Genomic DNA, 20,766 nt, shown 5'->3' on the forward strand with positions numbered 1-20,766 from the left:
AAGAATTGTTAGCCATAATGAAATTAACAAAACAAAATATCTTGCCTCTGTATAGCCATACTGAAGTACTCTAGTAAAAATAGCAACAAACAATAAAATAATTAAAGGAATTAAAGTGTAATAAAATAATTTGCTGAAAATTACAATCCAAGATTTTAATTTCAATTCTTTTAAAGGGTGTACCAACAATAATGCGAAAATTCCAACTATAGAATAAGCTAAAACTAAGTAAGATACCCAGCCTCTAGGTAATTGCCAATTAATTACAATTTTTGCGCAATAGAAATACAAAATGACAACATATATTATCAAAAGTGGTATTAAAATAAATTGTGTGAAAAACTTTAATACTACAGGATACTTCCCTTCTTTTTCTAAATAATCAAGACCCGATTCGTTAAAAAGTAAAAATATAAAAGTGCTTCCAAAAATTCCTAAAGCAAAAAAAGTATCAGCGTACAACTTACCATCAAAATCAAAATTAAAAAGTTCTTCAATAGCTAAAATAGCAAGTTCTACACCACCAATTAACACGCCAGTAAATACAGCTGTTAAAAACAAATTGACAAATAAATTTTTATTATACTGCCAAAAATTAAGTTCGGATGTACCTTCCTTTATAAAGGCTACAAAAGAAACAAGTAAATGCGAAAGTATGTATGTTGGTATAATTAAAAAAACATAAAATCCTGAAAAATCCTCCTCCTTTTTTGGAAAAATAAAGAAATATATTATTAAAAACACAAATCCTAAAAGTTGCCAGACAATTCCGTATTTAATTCTTTGAGAAAGTATTTTTAATGCGAATTGCAAAGAAATACCTAGTGAAAATGTGAGTCCTAACTTAAGTAGTAGAAATGCAGATTCTTTTTTTGGCTCATATTCAATACCATAAATCACTGTTAATACAAACGCTAAAGACATTAATAAAACAAAAGGATAATTAAAAAGTAATTGTTTAACTTTTCCAAAAAGCAATGTGATTCTGTTTTTCATTTTATTAAAAATTTAAATTTTTATATTACTCAATATATGAGATGTAGCACCTTTATTCATTTGAACAAATGTACTACAAATGTGCCCTTTTTCAACTCGTTCATCTTCGTTTTGAAGCAAAAGATTAAAAGTTTCCGTTAATGAATTCGTATCTTTAATTGAAATACAACCTCCTAAACCAACTAAAGCAATAGCTTCTGCAAAGTGTGAATAATTTGGGCCCATAATAATAGGAATTCCAAAAGTAGCTGGTTCTAAAACATTATGTACACCCGGATTACCAAAACCACCACCAACGTAGGCAATATCGGCGTAGGAATAAATTTTCGTTAAAATTCCAATGGTATCGATTATGAAAACATTGAAACTGGATAAATCAATATTACTTTTTTCTGAAAATAAAACAGAAGATTTTGTTATTTGTGATTTTATATTTGTTATTTGCTCCGCTTTGATATTATGCGGTGCAATTATAAATTTTACATTATCCGCTGCTTGATTAATGAAATTCACCAATAACTCTTCATCTTTTGGCCAACTACTACCAATTACAATTGTAGTTTGATTGTTTTTAAATTGTTCGATAAAATCTAAAGTATTGTCTTTTTCTAAAATCGCCACTACCCTATCAAAACGGGTGTCGCCAGAAATTTTAACATTTTCAAAACCTATAGATTGTAATAATTTTTTTGAAGTTTCATTCTGTACAAAAAAATAGGTAAATGTTTTCAATGCCTTTCTATAAAATCTGCCATACCATTTAAAAAACGCCTGATTTTTTCTAAAAACTCCAGATATTAAATAGGTCTTAATATTTTGATTTCTTAATTCCCTAAGATAATTCGGCCAAAATTCGTACTTAATAAAAAACACCAGTTCCGGATGCACAACTTTTAAGAATTGTTTTGCATTAGAAATTGTATCCAAAGGCAAATATACCGTAACATCTGCAACGGTATTATTTTTACGTACTTCATATCCCGAAGGCGAAAAAAAAGTAATTATTATTTTATGATTTGGATACTTTTGTTTGACTTTTTCAATTACTGGCAACCCTTGTTCGTATTCTCCCAAAGATGCTGCATGAAACCAAATTGTTTTATCAAATTCTTGAATATTATTTTTCAAAATTTCAAAAACTGATTTTCTTCCTTGTACAAACAAGTTTAATTTTGGACTAAAAAGCGCCAATATCTTTAAAAGCTGCGAAGCAAAAAGGAGTATAAAGTTATAAATAAATGACATAGTACTAATTTATGTCGCTAAATTACGTTTCTTTTATGTAACACAAAAAATGTAAGCAGAATTTCTTACTTTTGCTTGACTTAATTATATTAGGAAGATGAAAAAATTACAAATGGTTGACTTAAAAAGTCAATACGAAAAAATAAAAGAAGAAGTAAACGCGTCTATTCAAGATGTTTTAGACAACAATACATATATAAATGGTCCTTTAGTACATCAATTTCAGGCTGATTTAGAAAAATATTTAGGCGTAAAACACGTAATTCCTTGTGCAAACGGAACAGATGCGCTTCAAATTGCGATGATGGGATTGGGTTTACAACCTGGCGATGAAGTCATAACTGCTGATTTTACCTTCGCAGCAACCGTTGAAGTTATCGCTTTGTTGCAATTAACTCCAGTTTTGGTGGATGTAGATATGAATAATATGAATATTTCATTAGAATGTATTCGTAAAGCGATTACTCCAAAAACTAAAGCGATTGTTCCTGTACATTTATTTGGTCGAGCTGCCAATATGGATGCGATTATGGAAATTGCCAACGCACATAATTTATTTGTAATTGAAGATAATGCACAAGCAATTGGAGCGGATTATACATCAAAAGATGGCTCTAAAAAGAAAGTGGGAACCATTGGGCACGTAGCTGCTACTTCTTTTTTTCCATCTAAAAACTTAGGTTGTTACGGCGATGGTGGTGCGATTTATACCAACGATGACAATTTAGCACATAGTATTAGAGGAATTGTAAATCACGGAATGTATGAACGATATCATCACGATGTTGTAGGTGTAAATTCTCGATTAGATAGTATTCAAGCGGGCGTTTTAAAAGCAAAATTACCTCATTTAGACACATACAACAGTGCGCGTCAAGTTGCTGCGAGAAAATATTCACTAGCATTAGGTGTGAATAAAAATATCGTTGCGCCAACTATTTGCGAAAGTTGCGATTGTCATGTATTTCATCAATATGTTATTCGAATTACGAATGGAAAACGCGATGGATTATTAGCGCAGTTACAAGAAAAAGGTATTCCTTGTGCTATTTATTATCCAATTCCATTACACAGTCAGAAAGCGTATGCTGATACTCGTTATAAAGAAGAAGATTTTCCAGTAACCAATCAGTTATGTAAAGAGGTAATTGCGTTACCTATGCATACGGAATTAGACGATGAACAAATTAAATTTATTACCGACACGGTTTTAGAATATATGACATAAGAAAATAGAAAATAGAAAATAGAGAAAAGACCTTACAGTACATCTATATTCTATAATCTATATTCTATAATCTTAAATAAATGAAAATAGTAGTAACAGGTGGTTTAGGCTTTATCGGTTCACATACCGTTGTAGAATTGCAGAATGAAGGGTTTGAGGTTATTGCAATTGATAATCTTTCCAATTCATCTATGGAAGTATTAAATGGAATTGAACGAATTACCGGTAAAAAACCAATTTTTGAAAATATCGATTTAAGGGAAAAAGCTGCCGTTCAAAATTTCTTTAAAAAGTATACTGATATTTCTGGAGTAATTCATTTTGCAGCAAGTAAAGCCGTTGGCGAAAGTGTTGAAAATCCGTTATTGTATTACGAAAATAATATAAGTGCTTTGATTTACATGTTGCAGGAACTTATTAAATTAAAGTCCGCAAATTTTATTTTTAGTTCTTCTTGTACGGTTTACGGTCAAGCCGAAAAAATGCCAATTACAGAAGACGCACCAATTCAAACCGCAATGTCGCCTTACGGAAATACAAAGCAAATAGGTGAAGAAATCATTACTGATACTTCAAAAGTAAGCGCATTAAATGCTATTTTACTACGTTATTTTAATCCAATTGGCGCGCATCAATCGTCTGAAATTGGCGAATTACCTCTAGGTGTTCCGCAAAATTTAGTGCCGTTTATTACACAAACTGCTATGGGATTACGAAAAGAGCTATCCGTTTTTGGAAATGATTACCCAACAATAGATGGAACAGCAATTAGAGATTATATTCATGTTGTAGATTTAGCAAAAGCACATGTAATAGCTATGCAGCGTTTATTAAATAAAAAAAATATAGATTCAGTTGAAACTTTTAATTTAGGCACTGGAAAAGGAAGTTCGGTATTAGAAGTCATTCAATCTTTTGAAAAAGTTACAGGACAAAAACTAAATTATAAAATTGTAGGAAGACGAGAAGGCGATATTACTGAAGCGTATGCTAATACTGATAAAGCAAATCGTATTTTGGGATGGAAAACAACACTAAATTTAGACGATAGTTTAAAAAGCGCTTGGAAATGGGAACAGAAAATTAGAAGTTAATTTTATATAAAAAAAGCTCCGATAAAATTATCGGAGCTTTTTTTTACGCAGAAATAGTTTCTACCTCTTTGTTTATTTTATTTACCAAGCCAACCAATACTTTTCCCGGCCCAACTTCTGTGAAACTTGAAGCGCCATCGGCTATCATTTGATTTACAGATTGCGTCCATTTAACGGGTGCAGTCAATTGAATAATTAAATTTTTCTTAATTTCATCAGGATCAGAAACCGCACTTGCTGTTACATTTTGATATACAGGACAAATAGGTTGAGAAAATTCTGTAGCTTCAATAGCCGCAGCTAATTCTTCTCTTGCTGGTTCCATCATTGGTGAGTGGAATGCTCCTCCAACAGGTAAAATTAATGCGCGTTTGGCTCCAGCTTCTTTCATTTTTTCACAAGCCAATTCCACGGCTTTATATTCACCTGAAATTACCAATTGACCTGGACAATTATAATTTGCAGCTACTACAACACCGTCAATTGAAGCGCAAATGTCTTCAACAATTTTATCATCTAAATTTAATACAGCTGCCATAGTTGACGGTACAATTTCACAAGCTTTTTGCATAGCTAAAGCTCTCTTCGAAACTAACAAAAGTGCGTCTTCAAAAGATAAAGCTCCATTAGCAACTAAAGCTGAAAATTCACCTAATGAATGACCCGCTACCATTTCTGGTTTAAAATTCTCTAAAGTTTTTGCTAAAATTACCGAATGTAAAAAAACAGCTGGTTGTGTCACCTTAGTTTCTTTTAATTCTTCTGCAGTTCCTTCAAACATAATATCTGTAATTCGGAAACCTAAAATATCGTTTGCTTTTTCAAATATTTCTTTTGCTAAAGGTGATGATTCATATAAATCTTTACCCATTCCGGTAAATTGAGCTCCTTGACCTGGAAAAACGTATGCTTTCATATTTATTTGTTTCAAGTTTATTGTTTCAAGTTTTTAAAAAACAAAAATACTTATTTTGTAACAATCTTATCAAAATAATGACTAATATTTACAACATCTAAATTAAAATAAAATGAAAAAAATTCTTCCAATAGTTTTAGTGCTACTTGTAACTCTTTTCTTTTTTTATGTAACACTTCCAGTAATAAGTTATGGCTTTTCTGGAATAACTGTTTTATTTATAATAATAGCAGCTTTATTGTTTTTTACTTTTTCTAAATTCACAATTAGTTCAGATGGAAAAAGTTACAAACCAGTTCAGGTTTTTTGGAAGATTCCAGCATTATTAATAGGTATTGCAATTATATATTCGTTTATTTTACCATTTTTTACTTCACATCCACTTTTTAGAAGTGAAGACTACAGAAACTTAATTGGAAAAGTAGAAAATGGCGATAAATTGACCAATCATATAGCACCTATTTCTATGAATGAAATTCGAGTTGTAGATGAATCTTTAGCCTATTTATTAGGTGAAAAAATATTAGGAAGTCAACCAGCGTTAGGAAGTCAAGCGCACTTGGGGGAATTTTACATACAAAAAGTAAACGGAAAATTATTTTGGATTGCCCCTTTAGAACATTCAGGATTTTTTAAATGGCTAAACAATAAAAAAGGAACTACAGGATATGTAATGGTTTCTGCAACTAATGAAAGAGATGTGAAATTAGTTCAAGAATTAAATGGGAAACCCATTTTTTTAAAATACCAACAAGAGGCCTATTTTCAAAGCAATTTACATCGCTATTTATATTTTAATGGCTATAATACGGTTGGGTTGACTGATTTTTCTTTCGAAATTGATGACTCAGGAATGCCTTTTTGGGTAGTTACTAAATACAAAAAACAAGTGGGCTTTTCTGGAAATGATGCTACAGGCGTTGTTGTAGTAAATGCACAAAACGGAGATATTAAAGAATATGACATTAAAAACACTCCAGCTTGGGTAGATAGAATTCAACCAATATCTTTTATTAAAGACCAATTAAATGATTGGGGTGAATATGTAAAAGGATATTGGAATTTTTCTAATGAAAATAAGCTTCAAATTACAGAAGATTTAACGTTAGTGTATGGAAAAGACAATAAATCATATTGGTATACAGGAATTACTTCAGTAGGAAAAGATGAATCTGCAGTAGGGTTTGTTTTAGTTGACACACGAACCAAACATACTACATTTTACAAACAAAGTGGAGCTACTGAAATTGCAGCACAAAGTTCAGCACAAGGAAAAGTACAAGAAAAAGGATTTGTGGCTTCGTTGCCTATTCCGTATAACATTAACAATATTCCTACCTATGTAATGACGTTAAAAGACAATGGCGGATTAGTAAAAATGTATGCTATGGTATCCATTTCAGATTATACGATTGTTGGAACAGGAAATACAATGCGTGAAGCATTAACCGCTTATAAAACAGCATTTAATTCTTCCGGAAATAAAATAAACGTTGATAGCAAATCATCTAAAAAAGTTGTTGAATCTACCATTGTAAGAATTCAAAACGATGTAAAAAACGGAAATAGTTTTTATTATTTTACTGTTAAAGAATATCAAAATATTTTTGTAGGCTCTTCACAAATATCAAATCAATTGCCATTAACTGCGGTTGGTGATAGGGTAAAGATTTCATTTGATATTGATACCGAAGAAATTGTAGATGTTTCCACATTTGAAAATATAAGTTTAAAGAAATAAAAAAATCTATAAATTAAAAAAAGGGAAATTTCATTTGAAGTTTCCCTTTCTTTTTTATTTATGAAGCCAGTCTCCTAAAAGCTTTCTTAATAAAGGAAGCAAAACAAAAACCATTAACGGAACTAAAATTCCTGTCATCAATAATGTTTTAAAAGGCAAGGGCCAACTTTTTATTATATCTCCAATCAGAAAACTAACTAAAGTAATTGTAGGATAGATTGCTAACCATACCATGATTGCAAATTTCCATTTAGGTGGTTGTTTCATTAATTTTTTTCAATATATAATTTCGTTTTTTCAACTGCGTTTTTTACCAATTCAAAATTATTTATTTCAGATTGGGTAGTTTTGTCTTTCCAATTTATTGTAAAAGTTATTTCTGTTTCATCGTCCGAAATTGGTTTAATGTCATTATCTACATAGCCTTCAAATTTTGGATGTTCTACTAACAAAAATCTTACTTTATATGGGATAAACGTAATCTTTTCCGTTAAAGTTGTTGTATTATCTGGCGTGGTAACTGTCATTTTTCTAATAACAAAGTCATCATTTTTTTCTAAAACAAATACATCACTTATACCAGGGACAAAATTTTCTGGATTTTCAATTTTATAAATCAAATGATGCCATACTTTTTCAAAAGTAGCATGCACCGTTGTTGTATACTGAACCATTTATTATTTTTATTGATTCATTGGGATTTCCATTAATAAAAACTTCGCATCTGTTGTAGCTGTAAATTCTAAGTTTTTAAAATTCCAAATTCCAAAACCATCTCTAGTTTCCAATTCCTGACCATTAACAGAAATTATTCCTGAAATCACAAACACATACAAGCCATTGTCTGCTTTTTTTATTTCATAAGTTTTAGAAAAATCTTTGTCGAAATCCGCTAAATAAAACCAGGCGTCTTGATAAATCCAAACGCCTTCATCCTCTGCGTTTGGGGATAAAATTTGAGCAAAATTATTTTTTTGTTTGGTAACGTCTAAAGTAATTTGTTGGTAACGAGGTGTTACATTTTTATATTTTGGAAACAACCAAATTTGAAATAATTTCGTTTGTAAATCAGCATTTGGGTTGAACTCACTATGTTGAATTCCAGTTCCAGCACTCATAACTTGCACATCACCCGTTTTAATAGTCGATTCATTTCCCATACTATCTTTATGCGCCAAATCACCTTCTAAAGGGATGGTAATTATCTCCATATTATCGTGTGGATGCGTGCCAAAACCCATTCCTGCGGCAATAGTATCGTCATTTAAGACCCTTAACATTCCAAATTGTACCCTTTCTGGATTGTACCAACTTGCGAAACTGAAACTGTGATAAGCGTTTAACCAACCGTGATTGGCGTGACCTCTTGTATTTGCTTTGTGTAAAACTGTGTTTTCCATAGATTTTTCTATAATTTAGGTTGCTGTAAAGGCATTAATTTAAAATACGTTACAATAAATCTATTATCTTTTATTTCTCCAACAACTTCTGCCTTTCTAATACAGGTACAAAATCCATCTTTGGCGTGGGCATCGCCGTGAGAATCGATTGAAGTTCCTTTTACAAAATAAGATTTACCTTCAATCCTTACAGCTAAATCGCAACCATTTTCTTTCATCCCAAATTGGCATTGTCCACAGGATGCTTCTACAATTTGAATCTTAGCTGTTTCTTTTTTTTCTTGTGCGAAAATAATTGAGTTGTTACAAATCAATAAAAACAAAAGTAATTTCTTCATAATTATGGTATTAAATTAATCTTCATCCTCAATTTCAAATTCGGCATCTTTTTCCCAAATTTCCATCTCGCAAGGTTTGCAATTGAATTTTAGTTTGTATTCTAATTCACCCTGCTTTAAAACCAACGGTTCTTTTACTTTTTTATCTCGATGTTCTGGATGGTATTTTGGGCAACGCTCTAATTCGTATTTGATGCAATATTTGGTAGTCATTACACGTGATTTTCCTGGATCCCATTGTAATTCGAATGCTTTTTCAATTTCGGTAACACCGTGACGTTCGTAAAATTTTCGAGCCGTTTTATTGGAAACATTATACATAAAATCCAATTTGGTTTCTGGATAAGGATGTGATGTTTTTACCATTTGATGCTCCTTTCGAACATAATTATTTAAACGAATTTCCGATAATTGTTCGAAAACCGTTCTTCGCATTTCGTTAATTTTTGATATCGGCAGAAACCAATTTTGAGAAAATTCAATCGTAATTTCATCCGCATTATAGGGTGTAAAACCTGTTTTTGCTAAATTAAATTTGAAATTTTCTGCTATAGATTCGTTATTTTTTGTAAGCTCCTTTGGATGTACTAATGTAGCAATACTTGCATTTCCATCTTCATCAGTAGCAATTAATTCGAAACCTGATTCATTTTCTTTTAGTACTAAAGTTGTGCTTATTTTTCTAATCGCACTATCTTCTCTTTCTACAATTTTGATGAAAGCAGCATCGTTATTTCTGTAAATGAAAGTTCCGTCTGCAATTTCTTTCAATACATTTGGATATACAATTCCGTTTTCTACTTTATTTACGTAGATGCCTTCCGCTTCATTATCAGAATTAATAAAGCACAATCCATCACCGTTGTTTAAGAAATGTCCGTTTTCAATTTCGTACGAATTACCAACCGTTTTGATTAATTTTCCAATATATTGTCCTTTTGATTTTGGACTTTCCCAAGAACCAATCGCTTGATGTCTTTCATTTACGAAATAATCTGTATAGCCACGATTGAAACTTCTATCTAAAGAAGAATCAAAAGAATACGTGCATTTTCCAGAAGAAGCTTTGGTATATTTATTGTTATTTTCTGCTAAAAAAGCATCTAATTTTTGTCGTAAATAAGATACGTTGTTTTTAACATAAACAATATCTTTCAAACGTCCTTCAATTTTAAAAGACGAAATTCCTGCTTCAACTAAATTTGGAATTTGATTCGAAACATCAAAATCTTTTATAGAAAGCAAGTGACTATTTTTAATTAACGTATCGCCATTACCATCTATTAAATTATAAGGCAAACGGCAATTTTGAGCACAAGAACCTCTATTTGCTGAACGTTCGCCATTTGCCACACTCATATAGCAATTTCCACTAAACGAAACACATAAGGCACCCGTAACAAAAAATTCTAATTCTACATCAGACGCTTGACTGATTTCTTTAATTTGACTTAAATTTAATTCTCTAGCTAATACGACACGCTTGATTCCGGCATCGGCTAAGAATTTAATTTTATCCGCATCACGATTATTGGCTTGTGTACTTGCGTGTAGTACAATTGGCGGTAATTCCATCTCCATAATCGCCATATCTTGAATAATCAAGGCATCGACATTTATATGATACAATTTCCAAATCATTTGACGACAAGATTCTAATTCATTATCGTACAAAATTGTATTGATAACCACAAAAACCTGAGCATTAAATAAGTGTGCGTATTTTACCAATTCTGCAATATCTTCAATAGAATTGGTGGCATTAGATCTGGCACCATACAAAGGCGCGCCAATGTAAACAGCATCTGCACCTGCATTTATAGCAGCTATTCCTTGTATTAAATTTTTAGCTGGAGCTAAAATTTCAATCTTTTTTTTCATTTATGTAACTTGTATTTTGTTTATATCCGAGTTAACAGGAGTTGATGTTTTTACTTCACATCTTCTAGGACCACAACCTAATCTTCTTGGGCCACAAGAAACAATAAATAAACAACTGAAAACAAGTACTACTATTTTTTTCATTGTGTTAAACATTTACTGTTACTAAAGTAGCTATTTTTTTTGCTCTTTCAACAATTTCTTCCACTGGCGTATTTAATGTATCATAATGTAACACCACACCCATTCTTCTGTAAGGTCGAGAAGTTGGTTTTCCAAAAAGTCTGAAATCTGTTTTTGGTTGAAACGCTACGTTTTCAATACCAGAAAAAGTGGGATGATTAGAATTTGCTGAAGCCAAAATAACGGCACTTGCTCCGGCTCTTTCTTGTGTGATTTCATAAATTGGTAAACTTAAAATAGCCCGTAAATGTAGTTCAAATTCGTTAAAATTTTGCGTGTTGGCTAAAGTTACCATACCTGTATCGTGAGGTCTTGGTGATAATTCTGAGAAATATACACCTTCATTAGTTAAGAAGAATTCAACGCCAAAAAGTCCTGCACCACCTAAAGCCTCAGTAACTTTTTTTGCCATGTCTTGTGCTTCTGAAATATCAGCTTCTGAAACTCGGGCTGGTTGCCAACTTTCTTGATAATCGCCTCGTTCTTGGCGGTGGCCAATTGGTGCGCAAAAAAGAGTTGGCAAATTATTATTTTGAGTTACCGTTAAAAGTGTAATTTCCGAATGAAAATTTACGAATGCTTCTACAATTACTTCTACAATATCGCCACGTGAACCTTCTACAGCATAGTTCCAAGCTTTTTCAATATCTTCATTTAATTTTATTGTAGATTGTCCTTTTCCAGATGAACTCATTAATGGTTTTACTACACAAGGCATTCCTACTTCGGCAACTGATTTTTGTAATTCTTCATATGAAGTAGCATAACGATAATTTGCCGTTTTTAAACCTAACTCTTTAGCCGCTAAATCGCGTATGGCTTTTCTGTTCATGGTAAAATTAGCAGCTTTTGCTGATGGCACTACGGTAATTCCTTGTTTTTCATAGTCATAAAAACGCTCCGTACGAATGGCTTCAATTTCGGGAACTATAAAATCAGGTTGATGTTTGGCTACAATTCTGTCTAATTCGGACCCATCTAACATATTGATTACTTCAAAACCGTGTGCGACTTGCATTGCGGGTGCATTTTCATAGCTATCCACAGCGATTACGGTTTGTCCGATTCGTTGTGCGGCAATTACAAATTCTTTTCCAAGCTCACCAGAACCTAATAATAGTATTTTTTTATTCATAAGATTTTTAATTATTTAATTTCGAATTGTTTTATCATCCAATGATTCTTATGATTTTCAATTAAATCTTTTTTTAGACTAATATCTCCAGATGAGAGATAAAAATAAACTTTTAATGGAATTGAATTAGGATATTTCTTGACTCCTTCAAAAAGTACTCTTTTAGATTCAGCCTCATTATCATTTGCGCTTAAAGCTTCAAATTTATAAATATAAATTAAAGCTGGAATTTTTGAATAAATTGCATTAATCTCATTTTCTAAGAGATTGACACAAGCTACTTGATATTCTGAATTTGTTCTTTCATTATTTTGTAATGCCTGTGTGATATGTTCTTGATACATTAAAAACAATACCAATAAATGATTGTTTGGAATTTTATCCTTTACTATATAAGCTTCAATTTTTTTCGAAGTTTCTTCAGTTAATTCAACATTATCTGATTGAAGAACCTCATTATAAAAACTTTCAAGTAAATCATATGCTCTAAAATCTTTTGAATCGATTTTACTATCTTTTTTTAATTCAACTATAGTTTTATCTAAGAATTCTTTATGCAAATTTTGTGAAAAAGAAAAGTAAATAGAGAAAAATGCAAATACAAAAAACAATTGTTTCATAGTCAATTAGTAATTTAAAAAAGCCCCAAGTTTCCAAGGGGCGATATATTAAATTAAAGCTTCTTTGATTCTTTTTAGGGCTTCAATTAGTAGTTCTTCGCTTGTTGCGTATGATAGTCGTAAGCAATTTGGACTTCCAAAAGCATCACCAGTTACTGTTGCTACATTAGCTTCTGCTAATAAATACATAGCAAAATCTGTAGCGTCTTTAATTTCAGTACCTCTTAATGTTTTTCCAAAATATGCTGATACATCTGGGAAAACATAAAATGCACCCTCTGGGTTAGTTAATTTAAACCCTGGAATTTCTTTCATTAATCCGAAAACTAAATTACGGCGTTTATGAAAAGCATCAACCATATATTTTATTTGAGAAGGATTTGCTTGTAATGCAGCAATAGTAGCTCGTTGTGCAATTGAATTGGCGCCACTTGTTACTTGACCTTGTATTTTTGTACAAGCTTTTGCAATGAATTCTGGAGCACCAATATAACCAATTCTCCATCCTGTCATAGCAAATGCTTTTGCCACACCGTTAACAGTAATGGTATTGTTTTCCATACCTTCAATTGAACCAATTGAACAATACTCGCTTGTGTAATTGATATGTTCGTATATTTCATCTGAAACCACGTAAATGTTTGGATATTTTTTTAATACAGCAACTAAAGCAGTTAGTTCTTGTTTATTATATACTGAACCTGAAGGATTACAAGGAGAACTGAACCACATCATTTTTGTTTTTGGTGTGATAGCGGCTTCTAATTGTTCTGGTGTGATTTTAAAATTTGTTTCCACTGAAGTTGGTACTTCAACGGGAACACCGCCAGAAAGCTTAATAATTTCAAAGTATGACACCCAAAAAGGTGCTGGAAGAATTACTTCATCACCCTCGTTAAGCATAACTTGAGCAATATTGTATAAGGATTGTTTGGCACCTGTTGAAACAACAACTTGATTAGGCGTATAGTTTAGATTATTATCTCTCTTAAATTTTGTACAAATAGCTTCTTTCAATTCTAAATATCCATCTACAGGTGAATAGCTTGAATAATTGTCGTCAATAGCTTGCTTGGCTGCTTCTTTAATAAAATCTGGCGTATTGAAATCTGGTTCGCCTAGGCTTAAACTAATAATGTCTTTTCCTTGTTGTTTTAATTCTCTTGCTAATGCTGCCATTGCCAAGGTTTGAGAAACGGCAAGATTGTTAATTCTTTCAGATAAAATGTGATTCATGTTGTGTAGTTAAATATGATATAAATGAAGAAACGCGAAAAATCGCGTCTCTGTTTTCTTAAGCTAATTGAGGTCGTTTGCCAAGTTCTTTTAAATGTTTAAAATGGGCAATTACGGCACTTCTCATGGTTTGGTATTCGAAATAAGGTAACTCGCATTCAGCAGCAGTTTGTTTTACAAATTCTGCAATTTTACCATAGTGAATGTGGCTTATATTTGGAAAGATATGATGTTCTATTTGATGATTTAGTCCGCCAGTATACCAATTTACTATCCAATTTTTAGGTGCAAAGTTAACTGTAGTTAAAAGTTGATGAATGGCCCAAGTATTTTCGATTTCACCTTCTTCGTTTGGATGAGGATTTATAGTATCTTCTGTAATATGTGCTAATTGAAAAACAATACTTAATATCATTCCAGCCGTATAATGCATTATGAAAAACCCAATTAAAATTACCCACCAACTTGCCACTCCAAAAACTAAAGGTAATACAATCCAAAAGCTAAAATATACTATTTTAGAAATTACTAATCCTGTCCAAAGTGTTTTTGGATTTGGTGTATTCCCATAAGATAATTTTCTTTTTATATAACCCCCCATTTGTTTAAAATCGGTAGTTAAACACCAATTAATAGTAAGTAATCCATATAAAAATATAGAATAATAGTGTTGAAATGCATGGAATTTATACCATGTAGCTTCTTTGGTGAAACGGATTACCCTTCCTGCGTCTAAATCTTCATCATGTCCAGGAATATTTGTGTACGTGTGGTGTAATACATTGTGTTGTACTTGCCAATTATATACATTACCTGCTAAAATATAGATACTTCCACCCATTATTTTATTTAACCAAGTTTTAGAAGAATACGATCCGTGATTTCCATCATGCATTACGTTCATACCAACACCAGCCATACCAACACCTATGATGATTGATGCAAAAAGATATGCTAAAACAGGAATATCAATGAAAAATATTACAAAAAAAGGGATGAAAAATAAGCTAAACATTACACCTGCTTTTAAATGCAATTTCCAGTTTCCTGTTTTATCAATATTATGCTCTTTAAAATAGTCATTAACTCTTTTATTTAGAGTTCTAAAAAATTGATTTTTATCTGTTCTTGAAAAAGTTGGTGTTTGCATTTTCATCAAAATGTTATATATTAATTCACAAATATACTACTATTTTTGGAAAATTAATTATGACAAATATCATATGACATAAAAATTGTATTTTTGCAAAAAATAAACAATAATTTGGAACTGATATTAAAATATTTCCCCGATTTAACTCCATTACAGGTTGAACAATTCACAAAATTATACGATTTGTATATAGATTGGAATTCAAAAATAAATGTAATTTCAAGAAAAGATATAGAAGAGCTATATTCAAGACATGTTTTGCATTCTTTAGGCATTGCAAAAGTGATACAATTTCAACCAGGAGCAACAATTTTAGATGTTGGAACTGGCGGAGGTTTCCCTGGAATTCCGTTGGCAATCTTATTTCCAGAAACACAATTTTATTTGATTGACATTATTGCAAAAAAAATAAAAGTGGTACAAGAAGTTGCAAAAGGTTTAGGATTAAAAAATGTAAAAGCGGAACAAAAAAGAGCTGAATTAGTAAAAGAAGAATTCGACTTTATTGTTAGTCGAGCCGTAACTAATATGCCAGATTTTGTAAAATGGATAAAAGACAAAACAAAGAAAAATTCGAATCACGAATTAAAAAATGGAATTTTGTATTTAAAAGGCGGTGATTTAACAGAAGAATTGGCCGCATATAAAACCGTTCAGCTATATAATTTACCGGATTTTTTTGAAGAAGATTTTTTTGAAACTAAAAAAGTGGTGTATTTGCCGTTAAAGTATAAATCGTAATAACAAAAAAGCCTGTTTATTAAACAGGCTTATTATTATGTTAGCTTATAAATTTTATTATTCTAAAATAATTTTTTCAGAGTAATTCAAACCTTCACCACTTAATTTTAACACATAAATTCCTGAAGAAAATGCTGAAAGATCTAACACATTTGAAGTGTTAAAATTATTAATATTCTTGTTAAATACTTCTCTCCCGTTAATGTCAATAATTTTTATCGAAACCTCACCTGAGAAATCTTTAATATTAATATTCAAATTATCTTTAACTGGATTTGGATATATAGAAACATTTTTATTGTTAGTAAACATGTCGTTATTAAGAACTGTATTAGTAAATGTACCCGAGAAAACTCCTCTACCGTAGGTCGCTGCAAAAACTACGTTATCATTTCTCAAATCTAAATCTGTAACTTTTACATTACGCATTCCGTTATAAGATTGATACCAAGTTGGACTTGCTACATTAAAATTATTTGTATACCAAACTCCTAAATCAGAACCTACAATCACTTCAGTATTAGGTAATAATGGATTTTGTAGAATACATCTAACAGGAATGTCAGGGAAATTCCCCTCTTTATTAACCCAAGTTGGTGTTGCAGAAGTACCATTTGAAGTATACCAAATACTAGTAACATTATAATTACTCATTGTTACAAAAATTTCATTTTCACTTGCCCCATACTCAATATCTGAAATTGTCCCCACAAATGCAGATGATGAAATATCTGTCCAAGTTGGAGTTGTATTGGCATTAGAGAGTTTATACAATTTACCCGTTCTAGTTCCAACTAATAATGTAGTTGAGCCCGAAGTATATTTAGAAACAGAAAAAGCTGTAGGTTGACTAGTTAATAAAGAATTAGTTAAAGTTGTTTTTACTACTGTTCCAGTTAACCCAACATTTGTATATCTTCTAATTTGATAGGTTGTTCCAGTTGTGTAATCGGAATATAAAATATTTAAATTTGAATCTAAAACCATTGGACAAATAAATGCTCCATTAGATGTAGTTTCGCTATTAATTACTTTTACTCCACCAGCTGTAGTCCTTCTATTTATACTTTGATTATATACATAATTTGAAATAAAATATTTATCTGAGCCTTGATCAAACATTGTAAATGCTCCATCACCACCTTGGGCTGAAACACTTGAATTGAGACCAGAAGAAACTGAAGAAAAATATTGAGTTCCATTATCTTGTGCACCCGCTGCAAAGTAATCATTTAATAAATTTCCCCCAACTGCTCCTACAGGTGCTACACCTATACTATAAAATTGCGTTACATTAAATCCATTATTTCTTGATGCTGTATTAGTACCTCCATTGCCTGAATAATATACACCTCCATCATTTCCAAATAATAATTTAACATTCCCTCCCGTACCGTTTCCAAAAGCAATTCCATGTTGATCTGCATGAACATCTTGGTAACCAAAACCACCATACCAATGAGAAAATTGTGAGTATGAAGTACCTCCATTTGTTGACTTAAATAAATCGATACCTCCAAGATATATTACTTCATCATTTATAGGGTCAGTAGCAATTAATAAATCATAAAAAGCTTGTCCTCTAGTAAAATCTGTTGCAGGAATTCCAGAATCGGCATCAATTGGTAACGATAAATTTGTAATTGTATTAAAACTATTTATTGTTTTAACTATAGCTACAGAATTTGGAATTTCAGATAAGACATATACTTTATCTGGATTTGTTTTAGAAACTGCAATTTGAGTTCTGTCTCCTGTACTAATTGCATATTTTTCTTGGAAGTTAATGCCATCTGTTGAAGAAAAAACTCTACCACCTCCATCACCAAATAAAGAATTATTAGTTGATGAAAGCCAAATTTTTCCACCTGAAGTAATTTCTATGTCATTTGGAGCAGTTTTATGTCCATCAATTGTTAATGGTAAATTAACTTCTGTCCAACTTGATCCTCCATTTAATGATTTATATAGTCCATAATCATTTCCTCCTAAAAGTGCACCCGATGAAACTGTAGAAGCTGCTGCTACATATACTTCAGAAAATCCTGAATTATTTCTAACAACAACATCGTTAATATGTTGAATTCCAGGAACATAATTTGCAGTTACAATAGAAGAATTCATTGGATTTATTGTTACATTCACAGGGCCATTTGCAAGTGCAGCAACTAATGCGTCGCCATTATCTTTTGAAATTGCAACAGATGGAATTGTGACATCTCCATTAGTATCTGTACCTCCCATTGCAGCAGGAATCCCGGGTGCATTATTTATCATAATTACAGCAATAGCACCAGCATTCACAGCATTTGTACACTTTTGAATAAACGGACAAGTTCCTCTTCTAATTAAAGCAATCTTCCCACTTACAGAACTTGCATTTGTAAACAATCCACATCCTTCTGTTGGAAGTGCTGTACCATCATTTACTAATACAATATTTGAAGTTATTGATGTTGTAACAGGAATTCCAAAAGCAGTTGTTTCAATAGAAGCGTATGTAGCAGAAATTGGAGAATTTACAACAACATTGGATGATGATTGAAAATAAGTTGCTCCGCTTACACCTCCTAGAACTTTCGTCCAATTATTACCACCATTAGTAGACTTCCATAATCCATCCCCATTAACATCTCCGCCAACATATGATTCACCTGTTCCAGCATAAAAAATATTTGAATTATTTGGATCAACAGCTATACAAGTTACATTAAGATTATCTGGTATGTTTACACGAGTCCATTCTGAATTTGCATTTGATATATTTGTATTCTTCCAAATTCCTCCACTTACACCTCCCGCAAAAACAGTTTCATTAGTTTGGTCATTTGGATCAAAAATTACGGCTCTTGTTCTACCACCAACATTAGTAGGGCCTCGTTCAATCCAGCTATTATCAATTCCATCACCGGGTGCTCTGTAAGCCAATAAATCTTCATTTCGTTGCTTTTCAAGTTTTTGTCTTAATAGTTCAAGTTTCTCAGGAGTAGGTCGTCCAATTGATGGATCCATTGTAGCTTCCCAATCGCTTTCGTAATATTTATTTGGTGGAAGTCCTAAAGCTTGTCTCTCAATTTTTGTTTTTTTAAGTGTTTCTTTATATGGGCTTTCAGATAAATAACAAGCATGTAATGCTCTTAATTCATCAAATTTAGAAATTGGTTTTACTGGAATTAGCTGTAAGTTATCAACTGAATTTGTAATAGTTTTCGGTAATGTTGAATAATCATTAGATTTTTTAAATGCAGTATTTCTTACTGATACTACTTTTTTAGCTTTTTGGTTAAGTATTTTTGATTCAGTACAACTGATAAAATTAAATAAAGAAATTCCAATAACTAATAGTAAGTGCTTTTTCATAAACAGTTTTGGTTTTTATAATAAAACTCAAAATTAATCTATAAATGAGTAAAACACAAAAAAATTAATATTCTTTTTTATTTTGTTCAATTATATTTTAGTTGCATTAATAATTTTATAAATCTCAATGGCTTTTCCATCTGTTAACAAGGAAACAAACTGACAAATATTTAATAATTTATCATACATGGTTGTTTTATTTCCTTTGTATTTTTCTGGAAGGATATTCATTATTAATTTATCAAAATTTGTACCTGAATTAGTTGATGTGTTAATATAAGCTTGAATAAAAACATCTAAAAGCGTATGGATGACTTTATAACCAATAATTTCTTTTTCAATTACTTCTTTGGATTGGTAAATGTTTTTCACGCTAATTTCAATAATATCAGAAATTTGAGCTTTATACTGGCTTTTATCCATTAAAGAAACTGAAAATTCTCCTTTCAATATGGCAGTTTCATTATCCATAAATACAGAAACCGCATCATTTATTAAGCTTCCAATAGCTAATGCGCGTAGGTAACTAATGCGGTCTTCTTTAGTTTGAAGTTCGTTGTATTTTTTAGAATCAATAGATTTTTGAACCAACTTTATTAAATATTCTAAAGCAAAATCTTCATTAATTAACCCAAGTTTTATTCCATCTTCAAAGTCAATTATGGTATAGCAAATATCATCCGCAGCTTCCACCAAAAAAGCTAATGGATGACGAAAATAGCCCACATCTGGATTCGATTTATTTGAAATCATTCCCAACTCGGAAGCTACTTCTTGAAAGAATTGTTTGTCTTGTTGAAAAAATCCGTATTTTTTATCGCAAATATTTGAAGTTGGCTTTTTTGGCAAACTTTCTTTCGGATATTTCATAAACGTTCCTAAAGTGGCGTATGATAATCTTAACGCGCCCTCAACACCTTCTCTGTTTGATGTTAAAATAGAAAACCCATTTGCATTTCCTTCAAAATCAACAATATCTTGCCACTCTTTTTCAGTTACATCCGACTTGTATTTTTTTCCGCTTCCTGAAGAAAAATATTCTCCAATTGCCTTTTCTCCGGAATGTCCAAATGGAGGATTTCCAATATCGTGAGACAAACAGGCCGCGGCTACAATCGCACCAAAATCATTTAATTGATAGCCGTGTATTTCTTGTAAATGTGGGTATTTTTCTAATACTTTTTTTCCAACCAATCTTCCAATAGATCTACCAACAACAGAAACTTCCAAACTATGTGTCAAACGCGTATGCACAAAATCTGTTTTTGAAAGTGGAATGACTTGCGTTTTATCTTGAAGCAAACGGAATTCTGAAGAAAATATAATTCTATCGTAATCTACTTCAAAACCCAAACGGGTGTCGTCTTGTTCTTTTCGTAATCTTTTACTCGTGTCGCCTTGTCGTTTTAACGACAAAAGTTGTTCCCACTTCATCATAGTGATCGGTTTTAGAAATACGAAGATAGGAATTTAGAAATAAAAAAATCCTTCGTTTTGAA

The 20,766-nt window shown here is 31.5% G+C and carries 19 protein-coding genes and 1 pseudogene; 4 read left to right on the forward strand and 16 right to left on the reverse strand.

Annotated elements, in window-relative coordinates:
- The coding region (locus ACIQZ1_RS06020; protein ID WP_396159977.1) for a DUF4153 domain-containing protein at positions 1–996 on the reverse strand (996 nt) is incomplete at its 3' end.
- Between the two features lie 12 nt (positions 997–1,008).
- Positions 1,009–2,241 carry a 3-deoxy-D-manno-octulosonic acid transferase gene (locus ACIQZ1_RS06025; RefSeq protein WP_396159979.1) on the reverse strand — a complete coding sequence of 411 codons (1,233 nt, stop codon included), beginning with the start codon at positions 2,239–2,241 and terminating at the stop codon, positions 1,009–1,011.
- 97 nt (positions 2,242–2,338) lie between these two features.
- Here ACIQZ1_RS06025 and ACIQZ1_RS06030 point away from each other — a divergent pair, with 97 nt between their 5' ends.
- Together ACIQZ1_RS06030 and galE are read left to right on the forward strand one after the other, a co-directional pair.
- Positions 2,339–3,469, forward strand: coding sequence for a DegT/DnrJ/EryC1/StrS family aminotransferase (locus ACIQZ1_RS06030; RefSeq protein WP_396159981.1), 1,131 nt, complete (start codon positions 2,339–2,341; stop codon positions 3,467–3,469).
- Between the two features lie 80 nt (positions 3,470–3,549).
- On the forward strand, positions 3,550–4,563 hold the full coding sequence (gene galE, locus ACIQZ1_RS06035) for a UDP-glucose 4-epimerase GalE (RefSeq protein WP_396159983.1): 1,014 nt from the start codon (positions 3,550–3,552) through the stop codon (positions 4,561–4,563).
- A gap of 43 nt (positions 4,564–4,606) precedes the next feature.
- On the opposite strand, the gene fabD is transcribed toward galE, so the two are convergent.
- Complete coding sequence (gene fabD / locus ACIQZ1_RS06040; RefSeq protein WP_396159985.1) at positions 4,607–5,479, reverse strand: ACP S-malonyltransferase; 873 nt, start codon at positions 5,477–5,479, stop codon at positions 4,607–4,609.
- Between the two features lie 112 nt (positions 5,480–5,591).
- Between fabD and ACIQZ1_RS06045 the strand changes: the two genes are divergently transcribed.
- Positions 5,592–7,220: a hypothetical protein gene (locus ACIQZ1_RS06045; protein ID WP_396159987.1), complete on the forward strand. Its 1,629-nt coding sequence runs from the start codon at positions 5,592–5,594 to the stop codon at positions 7,218–7,220.
- 54 nt (positions 7,221–7,274) lie between these two features.
- Here ACIQZ1_RS06045 and ACIQZ1_RS06050 read toward each other — a convergent pair whose 3' ends face one another.
- From ACIQZ1_RS06050 to ACIQZ1_RS06100, 11 genes and pseudogenes are all read right to left on the reverse strand, one after another.
- Positions 7,275–7,454 carry a hypothetical protein gene (locus tag ACIQZ1_RS06050; protein WP_396159989.1) on the reverse strand — a complete coding sequence of 60 codons (180 nt, stop codon included), beginning with the start codon at positions 7,452–7,454 and terminating at the stop codon, positions 7,275–7,277.
- Between the two features lie 32 nt (positions 7,455–7,486).
- On the reverse strand, positions 7,487–7,894 hold the full coding sequence (locus ACIQZ1_RS06055) for an AtaL-like protein (protein WP_396159991.1): 408 nt from the start codon (positions 7,892–7,894) through the stop codon (positions 7,487–7,489).
- 9 nt (positions 7,895–7,903) lie between these two features.
- A complete protein-coding gene (locus ACIQZ1_RS06060; protein ID WP_396159993.1) occupies positions 7,904–8,620 on the reverse strand; it encodes a pirin family protein in 717 nt (238 codons plus the stop codon).
- A gap of 8 nt (positions 8,621–8,628) precedes the next feature.
- Complete coding sequence (locus ACIQZ1_RS06065) at positions 8,629–8,958, reverse strand: DUF6370 family protein (RefSeq protein WP_396159995.1); 330 nt, start codon at positions 8,956–8,958, stop codon at positions 8,629–8,631.
- Between the two features lie 15 nt (positions 8,959–8,973).
- The gene (locus ACIQZ1_RS06070) at positions 8,974–10,839 is read right to left on the reverse strand and encodes a U32 family peptidase (protein ID WP_396159997.1); all 1,866 of its coding nucleotides are present in this window, start codon (positions 10,837–10,839) and stop codon (positions 8,974–8,976) included.
- Positions 10,840–10,983 carry a hypothetical protein gene (locus ACIQZ1_RS06075; protein WP_396159999.1) on the reverse strand — a complete coding sequence of 48 codons (144 nt, stop codon included), beginning with the start codon at positions 10,981–10,983 and terminating at the stop codon, positions 10,840–10,842. It abuts the gene before it with no gap.
- Positions 10,984–10,987: 4 nt separating this feature from the next.
- Positions 10,988–12,157, reverse strand: coding sequence for a formate-dependent phosphoribosylglycinamide formyltransferase (gene purT / locus ACIQZ1_RS06080; RefSeq protein WP_396160001.1), 1,170 nt, complete (start codon positions 12,155–12,157; stop codon positions 10,988–10,990).
- Between the two features lie 11 nt (positions 12,158–12,168).
- The gene (locus tag ACIQZ1_RS06085; RefSeq protein WP_396160003.1) at positions 12,169–12,717 is read right to left on the reverse strand and encodes a hypothetical protein; all 549 of its coding nucleotides are present in this window, start codon (positions 12,715–12,717) and stop codon (positions 12,169–12,171) included.
- A 108-nt stretch (positions 12,718–12,825) separates the two neighbouring features.
- Complete coding sequence (locus ACIQZ1_RS06090) at positions 12,826–14,013, reverse strand: pyridoxal phosphate-dependent aminotransferase (protein ID WP_396160005.1); 1,188 nt, start codon at positions 14,011–14,013, stop codon at positions 12,826–12,828.
- Positions 14,014–14,111: 98 nt separating this feature from the next.
- Complete coding sequence (locus tag ACIQZ1_RS06095; RefSeq protein WP_396160043.1) at positions 14,112–14,171, reverse strand: (2Fe-2S)-binding protein; 60 nt, start codon at positions 14,169–14,171, stop codon at positions 14,112–14,114.
- Positions 14,159–15,169: pseudogene (locus ACIQZ1_RS06100) on the reverse strand (fatty acid desaturase family protein); the annotation flags it as partial. The gene ACIQZ1_RS06095 and the pseudogene ACIQZ1_RS06100, both read right to left, overlap by 13 nt.
- A 108-nt stretch (positions 15,170–15,277) precedes the next feature.
- On the opposite strand from ACIQZ1_RS06100, the gene rsmG reads away from it, so the two are divergent.
- Complete coding sequence (gene rsmG, locus ACIQZ1_RS06105; RefSeq protein ID WP_396160045.1) at positions 15,278–15,907, forward strand: 16S rRNA (guanine(527)-N(7))-methyltransferase RsmG; 630 nt, start codon at positions 15,278–15,280, stop codon at positions 15,905–15,907.
- A 57-nt stretch (positions 15,908–15,964) separates the two neighbouring features.
- On the opposite strand, the gene ACIQZ1_RS06110 is transcribed toward rsmG, so the two are convergent.
- Entirely contained in the window at positions 15,965–19,267 is a 3,303-nt protein-coding gene (locus tag ACIQZ1_RS06110) for a PA domain-containing protein (protein ID WP_396160007.1), read from the reverse strand.
- A gap of 90 nt (positions 19,268–19,357) precedes the next feature.
- Entirely contained in the window at positions 19,358–20,701 is a 1,344-nt protein-coding gene (locus ACIQZ1_RS06115; protein WP_396160047.1) for a deoxyguanosinetriphosphate triphosphohydrolase, read from the reverse strand.
- Between the last annotated feature and the right edge of the window lie 65 nt (positions 20,702–20,766).

The organism is Flavobacterium sp. (assembly GCF_044341185.1).
In the GTDB taxonomy this organism is placed as follows: domain Bacteria; phylum Bacteroidota; class Bacteroidia; order Flavobacteriales; family Flavobacteriaceae; genus Flavobacterium.

What these genes read in the sequence shown, in the direction of transcription:
- ACIQZ1_RS06055 (WP_396159991.1), bottom strand. Translation starts at nt 7,894, where the DNA reads ATGGTTCAGTATACAACAACGGTGCATGCTACTTTTGAAAAAGTATGG.
- ACIQZ1_RS06060 (WP_396159993.1), bottom strand. Translation starts at nt 8,620, where the DNA reads ATGGAAAACACAGTTTTACACAAAGCAAATACAAGAGGTCACGCCAAT.
- ACIQZ1_RS06025 (WP_396159979.1), bottom strand. Translation starts at nt 2,241, where the DNA reads ATGTCATTTATTTATAACTTTATACTCCTTTTTGCTTCGCAGCTTTTA.
- fabD (WP_396159985.1), bottom strand. Translation starts at nt 5,479, where the DNA reads ATGAAAGCATACGTTTTTCCAGGTCAAGGAGCTCAATTTACCGGAATG.
- ACIQZ1_RS06090 (WP_396160005.1), bottom strand. Translation starts at nt 14,013, where the DNA reads ATGAATCACATTTTATCTGAAAGAATTAACAATCTTGCCGTTTCTCAA.
- ACIQZ1_RS06070 (WP_396159997.1), bottom strand. Translation starts at nt 10,839, where the DNA reads ATGAAAAAAAAGATTGAAATTTTAGCTCCAGCTAAAAATTTAATACAA.
- ACIQZ1_RS06065 (WP_396159995.1), bottom strand. Translation starts at nt 8,958, where the DNA reads ATGAAGAAATTACTTTTGTTTTTATTGATTTGTAACAACTCAATTATT.
- purT (WP_396160001.1), bottom strand. Translation starts at nt 12,157, where the DNA reads ATGAATAAAAAAATACTATTATTAGGTTCTGGTGAGCTTGGAAAAGAA.
- ACIQZ1_RS06050 (WP_396159989.1), bottom strand. Translation starts at nt 7,454, where the DNA reads ATGGTATGGTTAGCAATCTATCCTACAATTACTTTAGTTAGTTTTCTG.
- ACIQZ1_RS06030 (WP_396159981.1), top strand. Translation starts at nt 2,339, where the DNA reads ATGAAAAAATTACAAATGGTTGACTTAAAAAGTCAATACGAAAAAATA.
- ACIQZ1_RS06045 (WP_396159987.1), top strand. Translation starts at nt 5,592, where the DNA reads ATGAAAAAAATTCTTCCAATAGTTTTAGTGCTACTTGTAACTCTTTTC.
- ACIQZ1_RS06075 (WP_396159999.1), bottom strand. Translation starts at nt 10,983, where the DNA reads ATGAAAAAAATAGTAGTACTTGTTTTCAGTTGTTTATTTATTGTTTCT.
- galE (WP_396159983.1), top strand. Translation starts at nt 3,550, where the DNA reads ATGAAAATAGTAGTAACAGGTGGTTTAGGCTTTATCGGTTCACATACC.
- ACIQZ1_RS06110 (WP_396160007.1), bottom strand. Translation starts at nt 19,267, where the DNA reads ATGAAAAAGCACTTACTATTAGTTATTGGAATTTCTTTATTTAATTTT.
- ACIQZ1_RS06115 (WP_396160047.1), bottom strand. Translation starts at nt 20,701, where the DNA reads ATGAAGTGGGAACAACTTTTGTCGTTAAAACGACAAGGCGACACGAGT.